The 14,753-nt window shown below is 45.3% G+C and carries 17 protein-coding genes and 1 pseudogene; 9 read left to right on the top strand and 9 right to left on the bottom strand.

Going from position 1 to position 14,753, the window contains the following annotated elements:
* Positions 1-50 precede the first annotated feature (50 nt).
* From petA to V7K38_RS13400, 4 genes are all read left to right on the top strand, one after another.
* Positions 51-1,052, top strand: coding sequence for a cytochrome f (gene petA / locus V7K38_RS13415; protein WP_334858434.1), 1,002 nt, complete (start codon positions 51-53; stop codon positions 1,050-1,052).
* A 343-nt stretch (positions 1,053-1,395) separates the two neighbouring features.
* Positions 1,396-2,463: an SDR family oxidoreductase gene (locus tag V7K38_RS13410; RefSeq protein ID WP_334858433.1), complete on the top strand. Its 1,068-nt coding sequence runs from the start codon at positions 1,396-1,398 to the stop codon at positions 2,461-2,463.
* 71 nt (positions 2,464-2,534) lie between these two features.
* The gene (locus V7K38_RS13405) at positions 2,535-2,678 is read left to right on the top strand and encodes a hypothetical protein (protein WP_334858432.1); all 144 of its coding nucleotides are present in this window, start codon (positions 2,535-2,537) and stop codon (positions 2,676-2,678) included.
* A gap of 212 nt (positions 2,679-2,890) precedes the next feature.
* A complete protein-coding gene (locus V7K38_RS13400) occupies positions 2,891-3,577 on the top strand; it encodes a Uma2 family endonuclease (protein WP_334858431.1) in 687 nt (228 codons plus the stop codon).
* 219 nt (positions 3,578-3,796) lie between these two features.
* Here V7K38_RS13400 and V7K38_RS13395 read toward each other — a convergent pair whose 3' ends face one another.
* The 3 genes and pseudogenes from V7K38_RS13395 to V7K38_RS13390 all read right to left on the bottom strand — a co-directional run bounded on the left by V7K38_RS13395 (position 3,797) and on the right by V7K38_RS13390 (position 5,829).
* Positions 3,797-3,994 carry a DUF6887 family protein gene (locus V7K38_RS13395; RefSeq protein WP_094347881.1) on the bottom strand — a complete coding sequence of 66 codons (198 nt, stop codon included), beginning with the start codon at positions 3,992-3,994 and terminating at the stop codon, positions 3,797-3,799.
* A pseudogene (locus V7K38_RS29665) lies at positions 3,978-4,169 on the bottom strand (DUF6888 family protein). Before V7K38_RS29665 ends, V7K38_RS13395 begins: the two are co-directional and overlap by 17 nt.
* A 70-nt stretch (positions 4,170-4,239) precedes the next feature.
* The gene (locus V7K38_RS13390; protein ID WP_334858429.1) at positions 4,240-5,829 is read right to left on the bottom strand and encodes a glycoside hydrolase family 57 protein; all 1,590 of its coding nucleotides are present in this window, start codon (positions 5,827-5,829) and stop codon (positions 4,240-4,242) included.
* Between the two features lie 319 nt (positions 5,830-6,148).
* On the opposite strand from V7K38_RS13390, the gene V7K38_RS13385 reads away from it, so the two are divergent.
* On the top strand, positions 6,149-6,412 hold the full coding sequence (locus tag V7K38_RS13385; protein ID WP_334858428.1) for a hypothetical protein: 264 nt from the start codon (positions 6,149-6,151) through the stop codon (positions 6,410-6,412).
* A gap of 133 nt (positions 6,413-6,545) precedes the next feature.
* Here the strand turns inward: V7K38_RS13385 and V7K38_RS13380 are convergent, their stop codons facing one another.
* Entirely contained in the window at positions 6,546-6,818 is a 273-nt protein-coding gene (locus tag V7K38_RS13380) for a hypothetical protein (RefSeq protein WP_334858427.1), read from the bottom strand.
* Here V7K38_RS13380 and V7K38_RS13375 point away from each other — a divergent pair.
* The 4 genes from V7K38_RS13375 (at position 6,812) to V7K38_RS13360 (ending at position 10,278) form a co-directional block, all read left to right on the top strand.
* The gene (locus V7K38_RS13375) at positions 6,812-8,656 is read left to right on the top strand and encodes a hypothetical protein (RefSeq protein ID WP_334858426.1); all 1,845 of its coding nucleotides are present in this window, start codon (positions 6,812-6,814) and stop codon (positions 8,654-8,656) included. The genes V7K38_RS13380 and V7K38_RS13375 overlap by 7 nt on opposite strands.
* A 182-nt stretch (positions 8,657-8,838) precedes the next feature.
* Positions 8,839-9,474: a hypothetical protein gene (locus V7K38_RS13370; RefSeq protein WP_334858425.1), complete on the top strand. Its 636-nt coding sequence runs from the start codon at positions 8,839-8,841 to the stop codon at positions 9,472-9,474.
* A gap of 58 nt (positions 9,475-9,532) precedes the next feature.
* Positions 9,533-10,000 (top strand): hypothetical protein, encoded by a 468-nt coding sequence (locus tag V7K38_RS13365; RefSeq protein WP_334858423.1) that lies wholly within the window; start codon positions 9,533-9,535, stop codon positions 9,998-10,000.
* A gap of 14 nt (positions 10,001-10,014) precedes the next feature.
* The gene (locus V7K38_RS13360) at positions 10,015-10,278 is read left to right on the top strand and encodes a hypothetical protein (protein WP_334858422.1); all 264 of its coding nucleotides are present in this window, start codon (positions 10,015-10,017) and stop codon (positions 10,276-10,278) included.
* A gap of 179 nt (positions 10,279-10,457) precedes the next feature.
* Here the strand turns inward: V7K38_RS13360 and V7K38_RS13355 are convergent, their stop codons facing one another.
* The 5 genes from V7K38_RS13355 to dnaJ all read right to left on the bottom strand — a co-directional run bounded on the left by V7K38_RS13355 (position 10,458) and on the right by dnaJ (position 14,379).
* Positions 10,458-11,027, bottom strand: a complete 570-nt coding sequence (locus V7K38_RS13355) for a Uma2 family endonuclease (RefSeq protein WP_334858420.1) — start codon at positions 11,025-11,027, stop codon at positions 10,458-10,460.
* Positions 11,028-11,063: 36 nt separating this feature from the next.
* Positions 11,064-11,804: a Uma2 family endonuclease gene (locus V7K38_RS13350; protein ID WP_334858419.1), complete on the bottom strand. Its 741-nt coding sequence runs from the start codon at positions 11,802-11,804 to the stop codon at positions 11,064-11,066.
* Between the two features lie 93 nt (positions 11,805-11,897).
* On the bottom strand, positions 11,898-12,998 hold the full coding sequence (gene rsgA / locus V7K38_RS13345; RefSeq protein ID WP_334858417.1) for a small ribosomal subunit biogenesis GTPase RsgA: 1,101 nt from the start codon (positions 12,996-12,998) through the stop codon (positions 11,898-11,900).
* Positions 12,995-13,252, bottom strand: a complete 258-nt coding sequence (locus V7K38_RS13340) for a sulfurtransferase TusA family protein (RefSeq protein ID WP_334858494.1) — start codon at positions 13,250-13,252, stop codon at positions 12,995-12,997. Before V7K38_RS13340 ends, rsgA begins: the two co-directional genes overlap by 4 nt.
* Positions 13,252-14,379: a molecular chaperone DnaJ gene (gene dnaJ / locus V7K38_RS13335; RefSeq protein ID WP_334858416.1), complete on the bottom strand. Its 1,128-nt coding sequence runs from the start codon at positions 14,377-14,379 to the stop codon at positions 13,252-13,254. The genes V7K38_RS13340 and dnaJ overlap by 1 nt, the downstream gene beginning before the upstream one ends.
* Between the last annotated feature and the right edge of the window lie 374 nt (positions 14,380-14,753).

Raw genomic sequence — 14,753 nt, 5'->3', positions numbered from 1 at the left:
GACTAATGACCAATGACTAATGACAAATTCAATCGTTGCCCTTATTAGAGATGAGAAATGTTTTCGGAACAGCGAGGTTAACTCGCAGTGCTAGAGCGATCGTCAAAACATTGCTCATAGCGATCGCTACTGTGACATTTTACTTCACCAGCGATCTAGCCCTTCCCCAATCAGCTGCCGCCTATCCATTTTGGGCACAGCAAACCTATCCCGAAACCCCCCGCGAACCAACCGGGCGGATTGTTTGTGCCAACTGTCACCTAGCAGCCAAGGTTACAGAAGTGGAAGTTCCGCAATCGGTGCTACCTGATACTGTATTCAAAGCTGTAGTGAAAATCCCTTACGATCTGAGCGCCCAGCAGGTTGGCGCTGATGGTTCCAAGGTTGGCTTGAACGTCGGTGCTGTACTGATGCTACCTGAAGGCTTTAAGATTGCTCCCGAAGACCGGATTTCCGAGGAACTTAAAGAAGAAATTGGCGACACAACCTTCCAACCCTACAGCGAAGACAAAGAAAATGTCGTCATCGTCGGCCCTTTACCTGGTGAACAGTATCAGGAAATCATCTTCCCAGTTCTTTCTCCCAACCCCGCAACCGACAAAAACATCCACTTCGGTAAATATTCAGTTCACGTAGGTGGTAATCGGGGACGCGGACAAGTTTATCCGACTGGCGAAAAGAGCAACAACGCTGTTTACAACGCTTCCGCTACTGGCACAATTACTAAGATTGCCAAAGAGGAAGATGGAGATGGTAACGTCAAATATCTAGTAAACATTCAACCTGAATCTGGTGATGTTGTCGTTGATACAGTTCCTTTAGGGCCAGACCTGCTTGTTTCCGAAGGGCAAGCAGTTAAGACTGGTGAAGCTTTGACCAGCAACCCGAATGTCGGCGGATTCGGTCAAATAGATGCAGAAATCGTACTGCAAGATGCCTCTAGAGTCAAATGGATGATTGCGTTCACCGCTCTTGTAATGTTAGCTCAAGTTATGCTTGTGCTGAAGAAGAAGCAGGTTGAGAAAGTTCAAGCTGCTGAGATGAATTTCTAAATTCTTTGCTAAATCATTACTTACAAGACAGGCTTGTTGCCTGTCTTTTTTAATGAGCCTATCCAACTAATAATATTTGTGCTATAGGACTCATATTTGATTTTTGAACAAAACTCAGTACACCTTTATTCCTTCTTCCCAGTCCCCAGTCCCCAGTCCCCAGTCCCTTACCTCTACGAGTGATTCAGAAATCAAATCGGATTGCTATAAAAAGCTTAAGCTTATTGAGAACTGAAAACGAAAAATCAACGTTTTCAAGCACATTTCACGAAAATAAGTAGGAATTTTTAGAATAGTGGGATAGGTTCATCTAAAATTTCCGTACTAGAACTGGAGACACGACATGCATGGAACAGCCTTAGTTGTGGGCGCAAGTGGCATCATAGGCAGCTATCTGGCGCGGGAACTGATCGCGAATGGATGGACGACCTACGGGTTGGCCCGAAATCTTAGAAACGAGGTGCAAGGGTTACGCCCTGTTGCTGCCGATCTGCTCGATCTAGCTAGCCTGAAAACTGCACTGTCAGCGATCGCCCCGACGCACATCTTCATCACGACGTGGATGCGTAATGCGACCGAGGCCGAGAATGTCAGGGTCAACGGCACGATGGTTCGCAATCTGCTGGATGTTCTGTCACCGAAGGACTCAGTGCAGCACGTCGCCCTCGTCACAGGTCTCAAGCACTATCTCGGGCCATTCGATGCATACGCCAGGGGCGGATCGCTGCCAGAAACTCCATTGCGTGAGGAGCATCCTCGGCTTAATGTCGAAAATTTCTATTATGCTCAGGAAGATGAGGTCTATGCAGCAGCCGCCCGTGACGGTTTCACCTGGAGCATTCATCGCCCTCACACTGTCATTGGAAAGGCGGTCGGCAATGCAATGAACCTTGGCACGACGCTGGCTGTGTATGCCGCGATTTGCAAGGAGACCGGACACCCGTTTCGCTGGCCAGGTTCTGAAGCGCAGTGGAAGGGCATCTCCGACATGACCGACGCACGGGTGCTAGCGAAGCACCTAGTCTGGGCGGCGATGACCGAAGCAGCCCACAACGAGGCGTTTAACGTCGTCAATGGCGACATCTTCCGATGGATATGGTTGTGGGGGCGGCTGGCTGACTGGTTCGGCATCGAGCCTATCGGGTTCGACGGCACAACGCACCCGCTCGAAGCTGAAATGGCGAATAAAGATGCTCTCTGGCGCGAGATCGCAAAGCAGCATGGCCTCGCCGAGCCGGATATGAGCCGTCTGTCGTCTGCATGGCACACCGATCTCGATCTTGGGCGTCCGATTGAGGTCATGACCGACATGTCGAAGAGCCGCAAACTCGGCTTCTCCATATACCAGAAAACGGACGAGTCGTTTTTCGACCTGTTCGAGCAACTACGCACAGATCGGTTGATCCCGTAGAACCTCCGTGGGTGGAACTGGTAGCGTTTTATGGGTCTTCATTTTATCTGGAAAGGCCACTTTAGAAATTGATGGTTTCTGCCAAGTGCTTTCTCAACGAAGAGGAACTGAGTAAAGCAGCAATTGATTATGGATACTTACTAACACCAGGAATTAAAACAATTCCTGGTGTTAGTAAGTATCCAGGAAACACACGAATTTCTCAAAAAAGATAATTCCGAAAACGAATGTTGCTCTTGATGAAGGTGCAAAGGGTCGAGCGGAGGGTATTGTTGCTAGAACAATTTCTAGAAGTGCGATCGCAAAGCTAAGATTTGAAGATTATGAACGCCATGCTGCCAAATGTCCCAGTCAGTGAGATGTCAGTTTGGCTAAAGAATTCAGATGCTAAATTTAATCTAGCCCCAGTTGAGTTGAGGTACTACCCATGACAGCCTCAGTAGAGTATATCCCCGTTACCCCAATTGAATACCCAGATGAGGACGGTAAGCCGATGGCTGAAGGTGATATCCAGTGCAGTTACTTGACTTATGCAAGAAATGTGCTGAGGATTTATTTCCAAAATCACCCAGATGTATACGTTGCTGGTAATCTATTTATTTACTACGAAAAAGGTTATCCAGAATCAGTCGTGGCCCCAGATGTATTTGTGGTATTTGGAGTGGAAAACCGTGATAGACGATCTTACAAAACCTGGGAAGAAAATAATCAAACCCCAGATTTTGTTCTAGAGATTACCTCAAAAAGTACCCGCAGTAAAGACCAAGGTGCAAAGAAAGGAATTTACGCTTTTCTAGGGGTGCGTGAATATTTCCAATATGACCCTACAGGCGATTATCTCAATCCTCAACTCCAGGGTTTACACTTGGTTGACGGGAATTATTTTCCAATGGCAACTAATACCCTGCCAGATGGTACAGTTTCCCTACCCAGTGAAGTTTTGGGGCTAGAGTTACAACTAAGAGCAGGAAAACTGCGTTTTTACAATCCAGTTACGAGTCAAACACTCCTAACTCATGAAGAGGAAGCAGCCGCACGACAAGCCGCAGAAGAGAAAGCACAAAGATTAGCTGCTAAACTTCGAGAATTGAATATTGATCCAGATAGCCTTTAGCTAAATCCGGCAGTGTTAATAAAATAATAGGGTGAGTATGATTTACCCACCCTAATTATGCTTAGGAATAAGAATTAATTAAATCACATACAATTTATGTCCCTAGCTTACCTCACCCTCAATCCCTGTCCTTATAAAGGAGAGGGAAGCTAACTAAATAGAGGATGAAGTTTTGCATTTTATTTAATCCACGTTCCTTACTGAAATTAGACAATAATCTTAAAGCTCTCCGTTAATCTTACGCCTGATGATTTCCATCTGGGCTTGCATATCAGCTTCGGTAACAGGCATAGGATAGCCTTTAGAGTTAGGATCGCGTTTGCTCATCAAAAAACGTAGAGCTTCAATATCTTCGCGGTTTTCCACGACATAAGCTCTCAATTCTGTAAAACTCATTTGCTCATAATTCGGGTTCATTGACAAAATCCCAAATACCATTACTGAAAACGATGACTTGAAGTTCATCTCCAGCTAGGATATAAACCTGTCCGGTTTGCTCGTCAAATCAAAATAAGCGGATGTCTTTATAAAGATTTGACAGCATTTGACAAACCCTTACACAGGCTAAGGCTTGCTCTGTTGTTGGGAAAATAAACGCTCCTCACTACTAATATAAGGTGAGCAATGCCCACCTTACTGCTGTTGATTACTTTTTGTGAAGACTATAGCGGACGGTAGACGCGATAGTCGATTTCGGGGAAGATATTATCCATTAACTCGACTTTTTCCAACCAACCACTATCAACTTTGCCGACTTTCACATCTTCGTAGAGCTTATTGAACCGCATCAGGTGCGATCGCGTCCGTCTAATTGCATAGGGTACCATTGTTCCTGTGCGCATAATAAATGCCCAGTCAGAAGATTGTGCTAATAGCAGTTCCCGCGCCGCTTGATTGAGCGCTTTCCACTGTAATTCATCCTCTGGTTCCAAATGCGAGATTTCAATCATCCGTTCAGCGGCTTTGTGCAAATGGGGATAAATCCACGCATTTGTTTCGTTCAACCAATATTCGTGGAAACCCTTAAAACCCCAACTCGACTGGGAAGGACGACAGACTTGCTGCATTGGCTGATCTCGCAAATAGTCTGCTAAATGGGTCATTTGATATGTTTTTTGGTCATACCACGACTTGCGGAATAGGTAATCGATGAACCAAGGGCCTTCATACCACCAATGTCCAAATAACTCTGCGTCATAAGGCGAAACGATAATTGGCGGGCGCTGCATCATACCATAGAGATGCTCAGATTGCCGCTCTCGGTTATACATAAAGTTGTCAGCGTGTTCTGCGGCCTTTTCCCTAGCCCAATAAGGATCGTAGAGTGCCTTATCTGATAAACCTAAGCCACGTCCTGTAATTTTGTGATACTTAATGCCCGTGTTTTTCCGTTGACCATTGGGCATGATGTAGGGCTTAATATACTCATATTCTGCTTCCCAGCCCAAATCTTTGTAAAATTCTCGATATTCTGCCGCCCCAGGATAGCCTACCTCAGAAGACCATACTTGTTGGGAAGATTCATGATCTCGACCAAAGACAGCAACACCAGTTTCTGTATAAATTGGCGCATAAGTGCCAAAGCGCGGACGGGGACGGGCGTAAAGGATGCCATGCCCATCTGTGAGGAAGTAGCGTAACCCAGCATCGGCTAGCATCCGATCTAATCCTTCATAGTAGGCGCATTCTGGCAACCAAATGCCTCTAGGTGCTTGTCCAAAGCTTTGTTCGTAATGCTCACAGGCTACCTGAATTTGCGCCCAGACTGCTTCTGGGTACATTTTCATCAACGGCAAATAGCCGTGAGTAGCGCCGCAAGTGATGATTTCTAGATTGTTACTGTCTTGGAACTTCTTAAAAGCTGTCACCAAGTCGCCGTTATAGCTTTCCCATAGCTGACGCGCTTCGCTAAACTCAGTAGCATAATGTTCCGCTAAATAACGAAGATGTCCGTTATTGACATTATGTTCTGCTTCTAGTTGTATAAGTTGTTCTAGTTGGGCTAAGTGTGCTTCATAGCGTTCTTGCAGCAGAGGATCGCGGAGCATTGACACGAGAGGAGGTGTCATGCTCATTGTGATTTTAAAGTCGATACCGTCTCGCTTTAAGCCTTCAAATACTTTCAATAAGGGGATGTAAGTTTCTGTGATGGCTTCATAGAGCCATTCTTCCTCCAGCACGTAGTCACTTTCCGGGTGACGAACGAAGGGCAGATGTGCGTGGAGTACAAGCGCGACGTAGCCGATAGACATAGTGATTTTGGGGTGATACTTGTAAGTTGAAGGTTGAGAGGTTTGGCTGAAATTAACAATATTTTAAGACTTTATGGGGATTGTAAGAATAGTTTTCAATTGAGTTCAATACAGCACTTCCGGGGGTACAACATTGTTGTCTCCTCAGCGAACGTTGTTGTTAACCAGCTTTGAATTTCTGTAAAACCTGCCTATTTGCTTATTGTATAAGCCTGTACTAAAAATATTTACTTAGGTTGAATAAGAGCGACAGTTCAAGAGCATTAGTGATGCATAAAGACTATAAGCAATTTGTCAATAAGTAATAGTGCTTAAAACTATGCCGCAAGTCGGGGTAGAAAACACAATTTTAAAGCTGGCGATGCCAAAACAAGCCTCCTTGCGTTTACCGAAGAAAGGCAGAGTGCAGTTCTTGCTGGAGGAAGAAAAAATATTTTTTGCCCTCTGCCACTTTCTTTCAGAGGCAAGAGCTATATCAGGGTTCGATAAATTAATTAGGATTAATCAAGACTTGCTGGTAATAGTACCAGATTTGATGAGATTACTTCGCAATAATAATCATTATTTCATAATTTTTAGCTAAAAAAGATATTTATTACTTTCTGCACTTGACAAAAAGGATATTAGATAAAAAATTTATTTAATCTATTGACATAACTTCTCAATGAGTTGTATTGTCTCAAAGGTAATACTTAAGATTAAGTCTCAAGAGTTAATTATTCAATCAATAAGCTTTTGCGCCTAAGAGTTATGCTCAAAGCAGATTGTAATTGATGCATTAGTGTGTCAAACTTTGTGCTTTGTGAAATTAATCTTAGCAAATTATTGATTTTTATCTCAGTAACTTGGATATAGATAGTGTTAATTACTTTGGCATTATCTACATTCATATATTTCCATTTCACCTCAGCAGCTTGCTTGATGCAGACTGGTGCAGATTCTCTTGCAACTTTACTACACCAAATCTTCGGAAATATTCTCAATGACATCCAGTATTAACTTCAACAATTCACCTACCTTACTTCCTGACAGCAACACCGCAGGTATATTCGGCATTGTCTCATCACCCCTAGATTTCCGCCTCCCTAACTCCCGCTCCAGCGCCCCAATCTACGGCACGGCGGGGGATGATGTGATTACTGCTATTGCCAAGGTTAAAAGCACCGTTTTTGCAGGGGAAGGGATAAACCTGATTACCACTGGAACAGGTAATGATGTCATTTACTCTGGTGGTAGCAGTGATTTCATTGATGCGGGTGGTGGAAATAACACCATCTTTGCAGGTGAAGGGAATAACCGCATCGTAAGCAGGGCAGGTAACGATGTCATCTATGCTGGTGCAGGGAACGATACAATCTACTCTGGCGGGGGCAACGACACGATTTATGCTGGGGCAGGTAACAATGTCATCAATGCAGGTACGGGTAGAGACTCTTTGTACCTTGGCAACACTGGCAATGACAAGTTGATCCTAGAAGGTGGTACAGGCTCCGTTACTGTGACTGGCTTTAACATCACATCTGATAAAGTTCGCTTGGGAGAAAGCCTTCTGGGTAAATCTCTCAGGTTTAGCAGCGAGAACGGCGACACGCTAGTGTATGCTGGTCGGGATCTACTGGCGACGCTCAAAGGCGTGGCAGATGGATCGCAGGCTTTATTGGACAATGGGTCGCTCTACCGCTATCAGGCAACGGATTTGGGTTCTCTGAGTACTAATCCCAACGGTGCAGTCAACGCGGCTTCGATTAACGACTTCGGACAAATTGCTGGACGCTTTGACACAGGCGCAACTTTTACGAATACGAATGCTACCACCGGTGTAGTCCAACCCAATAACCTCGTGCGTCAAGGCTTCATTTGGGAAAATGGCACATTGACAGCCTTAACTAGCACTGGGGTGAAAAACGGTGAATCTGATTTTGGGGCAGCAGACGGGGCAACTGTTAGCTTGCTTACGCCTAATGTAAACACCATCAGCGATCGCGGTATCATCCTGGGAACGGGTGATGAAGTGCGGCAACCGATTCCGAAAGCTACCGATCGCGCCCTCCTCTGGGAAAAGGACAACGGCACTTACAGCCTGACAATTAACGACTTTGGCAAGGTAGAAAGTTACTTCCTTGACACCAACGAGAGCAATCTGATCGTCGGTCGCAACATCGATGCCCAAGAGTTTGAAAAACCGCTCTACTGGGAAAACGGTGTGGTAACTGGCTTGGCAGAACTGGGCGGCGATGGCGGCACAGCCCGTGGAGTCAACGACTATGGTCAAATAGCGGGCTATGTGGACAGCGACGGCATTTTGGATGGTGTAGCTAAGAACACCGCCATTGTGTGGGAGAAAGATGCCAACGGTGTGTATCAACTTACTAACCTTGGTACTTTTGGTGCCGAGCAAGCCACCCTACGAGACATCAACAATGGCGGTCAGATCGTTGGCTCCACCAGTAATGGAACTGGAACCACCGCCACTAGTACACCATTCTTGCTTCAAGCAGACGGCACATTTACTGCGATCGGAAGCTTGGGTGGTAACACAGGTTCCGTCAACGGCCTCAACGAATTTGGTCAAGTAGTTGGGGCTTCTCAAATCGCCGCAGGCACGAATCATGCCTACGTTTGGAGCAATGGTGTCTTGACTGACCTGAACAACTTGCTAACCACACCCCTTACCTATAACGGATCGGTAGTGACATTGACCAGCGCCACCAGCGTCAACGACTTCGGGCAAATTGTGGCCACTGGAACTTACACCTACCAAGATACCTCGACTCCAACCCCGACCACCAGCACGGGAACTCGCTCCTATGTCCTGAATATCGCTTAAGTTCGTCATTGGTCATTGGTCATTCGTAAGGGTTTTAAGCCTCTTTACGTTTCGTGACATAGTTGGTTTATTGCCACCGGCTTACTTAGTGGAATAGGGATTAGGAAACAATTTTGGATTTTAGATTGAAGTTCAATTTAAAATCCAAAATCTCAAATTTAAAATTCATTTCCAGTGTATCTATGCAAGAGTCGAAATTTCAATCACTAGAGTCAAAAAGCGTTTCCTCGGAGTTCCCCAGACAGCTAGACATTGCCACCGTCAGTGTCTACGGCTTGGCGATTCTTTCTGGGGGCTTGTTCTTATTTTTACCTCTGGTCAATTTACTTCACCCCAGTCCGTGGCAGCGATCGCTAGGAACAATCCACAGTTTCAGTGCCGTGCTAACCACAGTAGTCGTAGCCTACACAGGGCATCTGGCATTTCCCTTACTGCGGGGATCGAGCAAAGTGCTGCCTCAAATGCGAACCTTAACCTTTTGGTCTACTGTAATTACTACCCTTGGTATTTTCACGGGCAATATTGCCTACAGCCGTTACCGAGCCAACATTGTTTATGGTGGGGCGCGGGCTTGGCTGAAGACGAACACGCCCCTAGTTCAATACATTTTCATGGAGTTTCACGAATTTAGCTGTCTGTTTACGCTGCCGTTGGGGGTTGCCTGTACCTGGATTTTATGGCACTACGGCGACTCCATTTTAGATAAGCAAAATCGTCCGGTACTGACAGCAACCTGTGTAGCTTTGATGGGAATGATGTTTTTTGCAATGGGGGGTTTGGTATCAGGATTAGCGATCGCTAAAGTCCATGCCCTCTAATCCAATCTCTTCTCCAGCCCAAACAGTAGTAATTTAAATTCATTAAGGAAAATCTATCATGCCAAAACCTCTGGTTCAACCCGTGGGGAATGAACCAATTTACACTCGCTTCTGGAACGGGTTCAAGCAGTTTCCCAAAGGACTCCATGCCGGATCATCTGCTCCACCGACCGTTTCTGGCCCAGCTGCGGCAGCCCTAATTAGCGGCGGAGTCGGAGCCGTTGCGATGATGGCAACTCACCACTTTGCCGAGCTTTCCAAACCAAACAATCAGATTGTGATTCAGATGGGTAGCTGGATTCCAGGCGCAATGAACTCTGATCCTATGTGGGGCAACCTGGAAAACTACGCTGGTAAGGAAATGATGTTTTTTATCGGTTGGTGGGTCAGTTGGGCAGTGTTGCATCAGGTGTTGAAGCATCGGCAGGTAAAGCCGCGGACTTTATTAGTTTGGTTGTTGGGGTTGTTCACGCTGGCAACAGCTATGGCGTGGCATCCGTTGTTCCCTTGGTTAACTTTGATGTAGGAGTGCTAATTGTTATGCAAAATTCAACTACCAGAATGCACCGATATATTTTGGGCTGGATCGGATTGATGGTTGCTTTTGGAGTCACAGTACCGATCGCTATATTGCGGGTAAGTGCTAACCCAAAGTTTGCGAATCAGCCCTTAAATTCCCAAACCTGTGATTCCCGCAACCCAGAAACCCGAACAGTTACATTTTGGCTCAAGACTTGCAGCCAGATGAAAGTTGCACCGATCGCCAAAAAAGAAGATCCTGTGGCAAAGCCAGCTACAAAGTAAAGTCTTCTTTTATATAGAAGTGCATCATACTGTTTATTCTTCATCCCGATATAATTCCTGCAAGTCTTGTAATTAAGTTTTGCGGGAAATTTGGTAATATTTTTTAATTCCTAGTAGATTCTGGATCAGCTTGTTGGTGCAGCTGAGTTTGAGGAGCGATGCCTACGCCTACGCTAGAATTATCCAAAAAAATGCTTAACTCGAACGCCAAAACCTGGTAAAAGTGGTGATGTGATTTCGTCATCAGCCAGCAAGGTTGCGATCAGTTTTAATTGGGCAGTTTCTCTGCGATAAACTTCTAGCTGCTGTAATTGCCAATTTGCAATCCAATATTCTTGGACTCCTGTGGATGAGTATAATTTCAGCTTGGCTTCTCGATCTCGACGTTCGTTAGTTGTCCCAGCAGAAAGCACTTCCACAATGAGTTCTGGCGCTCCTCTCAAATGCCCTTCGTTATCCAGCAATAGTGCTAAACGCTCATGACTAATCCAAACTACATCGGGTATGACATTATCGGCATCTGTAAAAATTATACCGGGAGCTTGACGGGTTTCCCCCAGCCCACTAGAGCGAGACCAAATTTGTAACTCTAAGCATATATTACCCGCAGTCCCTTGATGTTTCCAGTGAGGCGCTCTGGTCACAAATAGTTCTCCGTCAATAATTTCATAGCGCTTCCATTCGTCAGTTTGGAGTAATTCTAAGTCTGAGGTTGTCCAACGAACCCGATCGGATATTGTTTGGTTCATAGCAATATTTTTCCATGCCTAAATAAAATTCTCTTTTCAGAATATTTGCTCAGGGTTAATACCTGCGGCTCGCAAGCGTTCTGCCAATATTGCAGCCCTTTGACGTTCTTGTTCTAGTTGTTGGTTTGCTTGCTGTAACTCTTGATTAACTTGCTCTAACTGTTGATTTGATTCTTCCTCTGGCAACATCACCAGCTGTCTATCTGGTGTAAAAAAGCGTAATTTACCGTCCTCAACTCCCAAATACAGCCCTAATTGCTGACTCCAGAACCAACCCGACTCAGTGGGGGCAAGTTCTTGATATTGCCCATCAACTATGTGAAATCCCTGTAACTCTAAGTTATTGGGATCAAACAAAAAGTAATCTGGAGTGCGAAATGTATTCTGATATATTTGTTTTTTCAAACCTTTATCAACCGAGGCAGTGGAATCAGATAACATCTCAATAATCACATTGGGATATTTGCCGTCTTCTTGCCACACAACCCAGCTTTTGCGGTCTTTTTTTTCTGTATCTAAAACTACAAAAAAATCAGGGCCTCGAAATTCTTCTGATTTTTTTTGGTTGGAACTGAAATAGATAGTCAGGTTGCCGGTAGCATAAAAATCCTGGCGATCGCGCCACCACGATTTAATCAGGCGGATCAGTAAATCGATTTGTTCTCGGTGTAAATCAGATTCTAAGGGGGGTTCGTCACTATAGATGTCACCTGGTGGGAAAATTATACTATTAGTGACATCTTGTAAACTAGGGGTGGCAGCAAGGGACTGAGACATACAAGATAGTTTTTCTATTTGTATCCATGCTATCGTGACAAACCTTTATATAGAAGTGCGACACCGAACAGCCCATCGTAGACCTCGCACTCCTTATTCCTCATCCCGATATAATTCCTGCAAGTCTTGTAACTGAGTCTTGCGAGAAATTCGGCGATATTTTTTACTTTCTAACTTTGGTTCGTATTGACTCTGCCCTTTGCCTTTGCTTTTGCTTTTTAATTTCATGCTAGATTCTGGATCGGCTTGTTGGTGCATCTGAGTTTGATGAGCGATCGCAGCATCCAAAAATTCTAAATAATGTTCATATCGTTCCCAGTCTCCCCGCACCACACACTCAGGCTCGTCTCGATGCAGACAATCACTAAACCGACAGCTAGCAACTGCTAACCGCTTTCTTGCTTCTGGGAAATAATGGATTAATTCTTCTGGTATACAGTCCATATCAGGCTGATTAAAGCCGGGAGTGTCTGCCAGTAAACCACCTTCAGGTAACTCAAATAGTTCTATATGGCGAGTGGTATGACGACCACGAGCTAGTTTGCCAGAAACTTCTCCGACTCGCAGCTTTGCCGAGTCAATTAGCGTATTAATCAAGCTAGATTTACCCACCCCGGAAGGCCCAGCAATTACAGTAATTTTATTACTCAAATATTTGGCTGCTTGGTCGGTATTTATGCCATCTTTGACGCTGATAAATATCGGTTGATAGCCCCAACCAAGTAAGCGATCGCTAACTTTTTGCTGTTCTTGCTCTGAGATTAAATCACTTTTATTCAAACATAAAAGCACATCCAAGCCAGTAGACTCCGCCTTAATTAGAAACCGACTCAGTTGATAAGGTTCCAAAGGTGGATCAGCTACAGCAAATACCAATAGAATTTGGTTGACATTGGCGATCGCTGGACGATCTAATTCGCTGTGACGGGGTAAGACATCAGCGATCGCTCCGCGTCCCCCAGCCCAATCTGGTTCTTCAACCACAACGCGATCGCCTACCATCACCTGTTGTCCGATTTTTTTCAGCCGAGTTCGGCGAGTACAGAGGAGGAGAGGGGGATAAGGAAGATGAGAATATTGATCCCCCATCTCCCTCATCTCCCCCTGTTTTTGATCCAGTTGTACTCGGTAAAAATTAGCCTGTACAGCTACCACCGTACCCAATAACTGTCCAGTTGCGGCAAAATCTATCATTGGCTAGCAACTGGACGGCGCACTAACAGAGAAAAATAACTAGTGCAATCTGTAATTTCTTCAACCTGATAACCTGCCATTGTCAGACTATCAGGAACCTGCTCAATCGGTTCACCAGGGTCTAGCCAGACTTCTAGTAAACCTCCCAATGGCATTTTTTCCAAACGTAATTTTGTCCGCACAAAATTAATGGGGCAAGGAGTGCCACGTAAATCAAGTTGAGCATCGGGAGTTAAAAGAGAAGAGGGCTTGATCACTTAAATAAATTTCCCAAAAATCCTTCTAGACCGCCTTTACCAGTGCGATCTCCCTTAATTTTAGCCAGCTTCTCTAACAGTTCCCTCTCCTCTGGGGTGACTTTGTTGGGAATATCAATTAATACGTTCAGCATGTGATCCCCACGACTGACGGGATTACCCAAGCGAGGTACGCCACGATTTTCCAACTTCATCACCGTATTTGGCTGAGTTCCGGCTGGAATAATCAATTCTACAAGGCCATCTACCGTATCTACCTCTAACCGACAACCTAAAATCGCTTGCAGGTAGCTAACTTTGATTTCCGAAAGAATATTAATGCCATCTCGTTGGAATTCTTCGTCCTCATTTACGAACAAGTAAACGTACAAATCCCCAGGAGGCCCACTACGTTGTCCGGCATCTCCTTCACTAGAAATCCGTAAGCGAGTGCCATTATCCACCCCAGCCGGAATGGTAATTTTGAGTTTCTTTGTGACTTGATTTGCACCCTTCCCATCACAGGCATCACACTTATCTTCAATTACCATTCCTGTGCCATTACAGGTGGGACAAGTGGAGACTTGAGTAAAACTGCCAAAAGGGGTTCTCGTGACACGGCGAACTTGACCCGATCCGCTACAAGTCGAACAAGTCCGGGGGCGCGTTCCAGGTTTAGCCCCAGAACCGCTACAAACTTCACAATTTTCTAAATGTGAAATGCGAATTTCTTTTTCACCGCCAAATATGGCTTCCCGAAAGTCTAACTTCAGGTCTAGCCGCAGATCGTCGCCCCTCGCAGGCCCACTGCGCCGTCTTTGTTGCGTGGGATTACCCATACCGCCAGCAAAGCCACTAAAAATGCTTTCAAAGATATCGGCAAAACCACCCATATCGCCGACATCTTGGAAGCCAGCGCCAGCACCTGACACACCCTCTGGCCCAAAGCGATCGTAACGAGCGCGGGTTTCGGGTTCTGAGAGTACCTCATAAGCGCGGTTAATTTCTTTAAATCGATCCTCCGCCCCCGGTTCTTTGTTCACATCTGGGTGATACTTCCGGGCTAAACGGCGATAGGCTTGTTTGAGTTCTTCTTTGTCGGTGTCACGAGAGACACCCAGGATTTCATAATAATCGCGGGCCATATAGCAAAGGTAAAAGTTAGAAGGAAGAAAGCAGAAGTCAGCAGAACATCACTCACGGTCACTTGCTACTTTACAAAAAGGGGTTTGCTTTACAGATATGCAAGAGCAACACACTATCCTTTAAAGGGCAGCTTGCCAGAGGTCAGGCAGAAAGTAAAATTAATTTTTGTTAATAACTGATTTTACCCTTTACCTTTTACAAAAATCACCGACAAATCTTGAGCAACAGGTGCTTTCCTCGTGGGAGACCACAAAAGCTATAGAAGTTATGAGTAGGGGAAACTTCTGCTCAAACTTCATCACTGCCGAGTCGGTTGTCTCTTTTACAATTGTGCTACGTAGGAGAGGAAAACCCCGCCCATTAACCAGAGGGG

The organism is Nostoc sp., from assembly GCF_036917465.1.
Classification (GTDB): Bacteria; Cyanobacteriota; Cyanobacteriia; order Cyanobacteriales; family Nostocaceae; genus Nostoc.
This window is presented reverse-complemented; position numbering and strand designations above follow the sequence as displayed.

Bases quoted from the DNA above. Each gene is read 5' to 3' on its own strand.
- petA (WP_334858434.1), top strand. From the start codon at position 51: ATGAGAAATGTTTTCGGAACAGCGAGGTTAACTCGCAGTGCTAGAGCG.
- V7K38_RS13410 (WP_334858433.1), top strand. From the start codon at position 1,396: ATGCATGGAACAGCCTTAGTTGTGGGCGCAAGTGGCATCATAGGCAGC.
- V7K38_RS13405 (WP_334858432.1), top strand. From the start codon at position 2,535: ATGGTTTCTGCCAAGTGCTTTCTCAACGAAGAGGAACTGAGTAAAGCA.
- V7K38_RS13400 (WP_334858431.1), top strand. From the start codon at position 2,891: ATGACAGCCTCAGTAGAGTATATCCCCGTTACCCCAATTGAATACCCA.
- V7K38_RS13395 (WP_094347881.1), bottom strand. From the start codon at position 3,994: ATGAACCCGAATTATGAGCAAATGAGTTTTACAGAATTGAGAGCTTAT.
- V7K38_RS13390 (WP_334858429.1), bottom strand. From the start codon at position 5,829: ATGTCTATCGGCTACGTCGCGCTTGTACTCCACGCACATCTGCCCTTC.
- V7K38_RS13385 (WP_334858428.1), top strand. From the start codon at position 6,149: ATGCCGCAAGTCGGGGTAGAAAACACAATTTTAAAGCTGGCGATGCCA.
- V7K38_RS13375 (WP_334858426.1), top strand. From the start codon at position 6,812: ATGACATCCAGTATTAACTTCAACAATTCACCTACCTTACTTCCTGAC.
- V7K38_RS13380 (WP_334858427.1), bottom strand. From the start codon at position 6,818: ATGTCATTGAGAATATTTCCGAAGATTTGGTGTAGTAAAGTTGCAAGA.
- V7K38_RS13370 (WP_334858425.1), top strand. From the start codon at position 8,839: ATGCAAGAGTCGAAATTTCAATCACTAGAGTCAAAAAGCGTTTCCTCG.
- V7K38_RS13365 (WP_334858423.1), top strand. From the start codon at position 9,533: ATGCCAAAACCTCTGGTTCAACCCGTGGGGAATGAACCAATTTACACT.
- V7K38_RS13360 (WP_334858422.1), top strand. From the start codon at position 10,015: ATGCAAAATTCAACTACCAGAATGCACCGATATATTTTGGGCTGGATC.
- V7K38_RS13355 (WP_334858420.1), bottom strand. From the start codon at position 11,027: ATGAACCAAACAATATCCGATCGGGTTCGTTGGACAACCTCAGACTTA.
- V7K38_RS13350 (WP_334858419.1), bottom strand. From the start codon at position 11,804: ATGTCTCAGTCCCTTGCTGCCACCCCTAGTTTACAAGATGTCACTAAT.
- rsgA (WP_334858417.1), bottom strand. From the start codon at position 12,998: ATGATAGATTTTGCCGCAACTGGACAGTTATTGGGTACGGTGGTAGCT.
- dnaJ (WP_334858416.1), bottom strand. From the start codon at position 14,379: ATGGCCCGCGATTATTATGAAATCCTGGGTGTCTCTCGTGACACCGAC.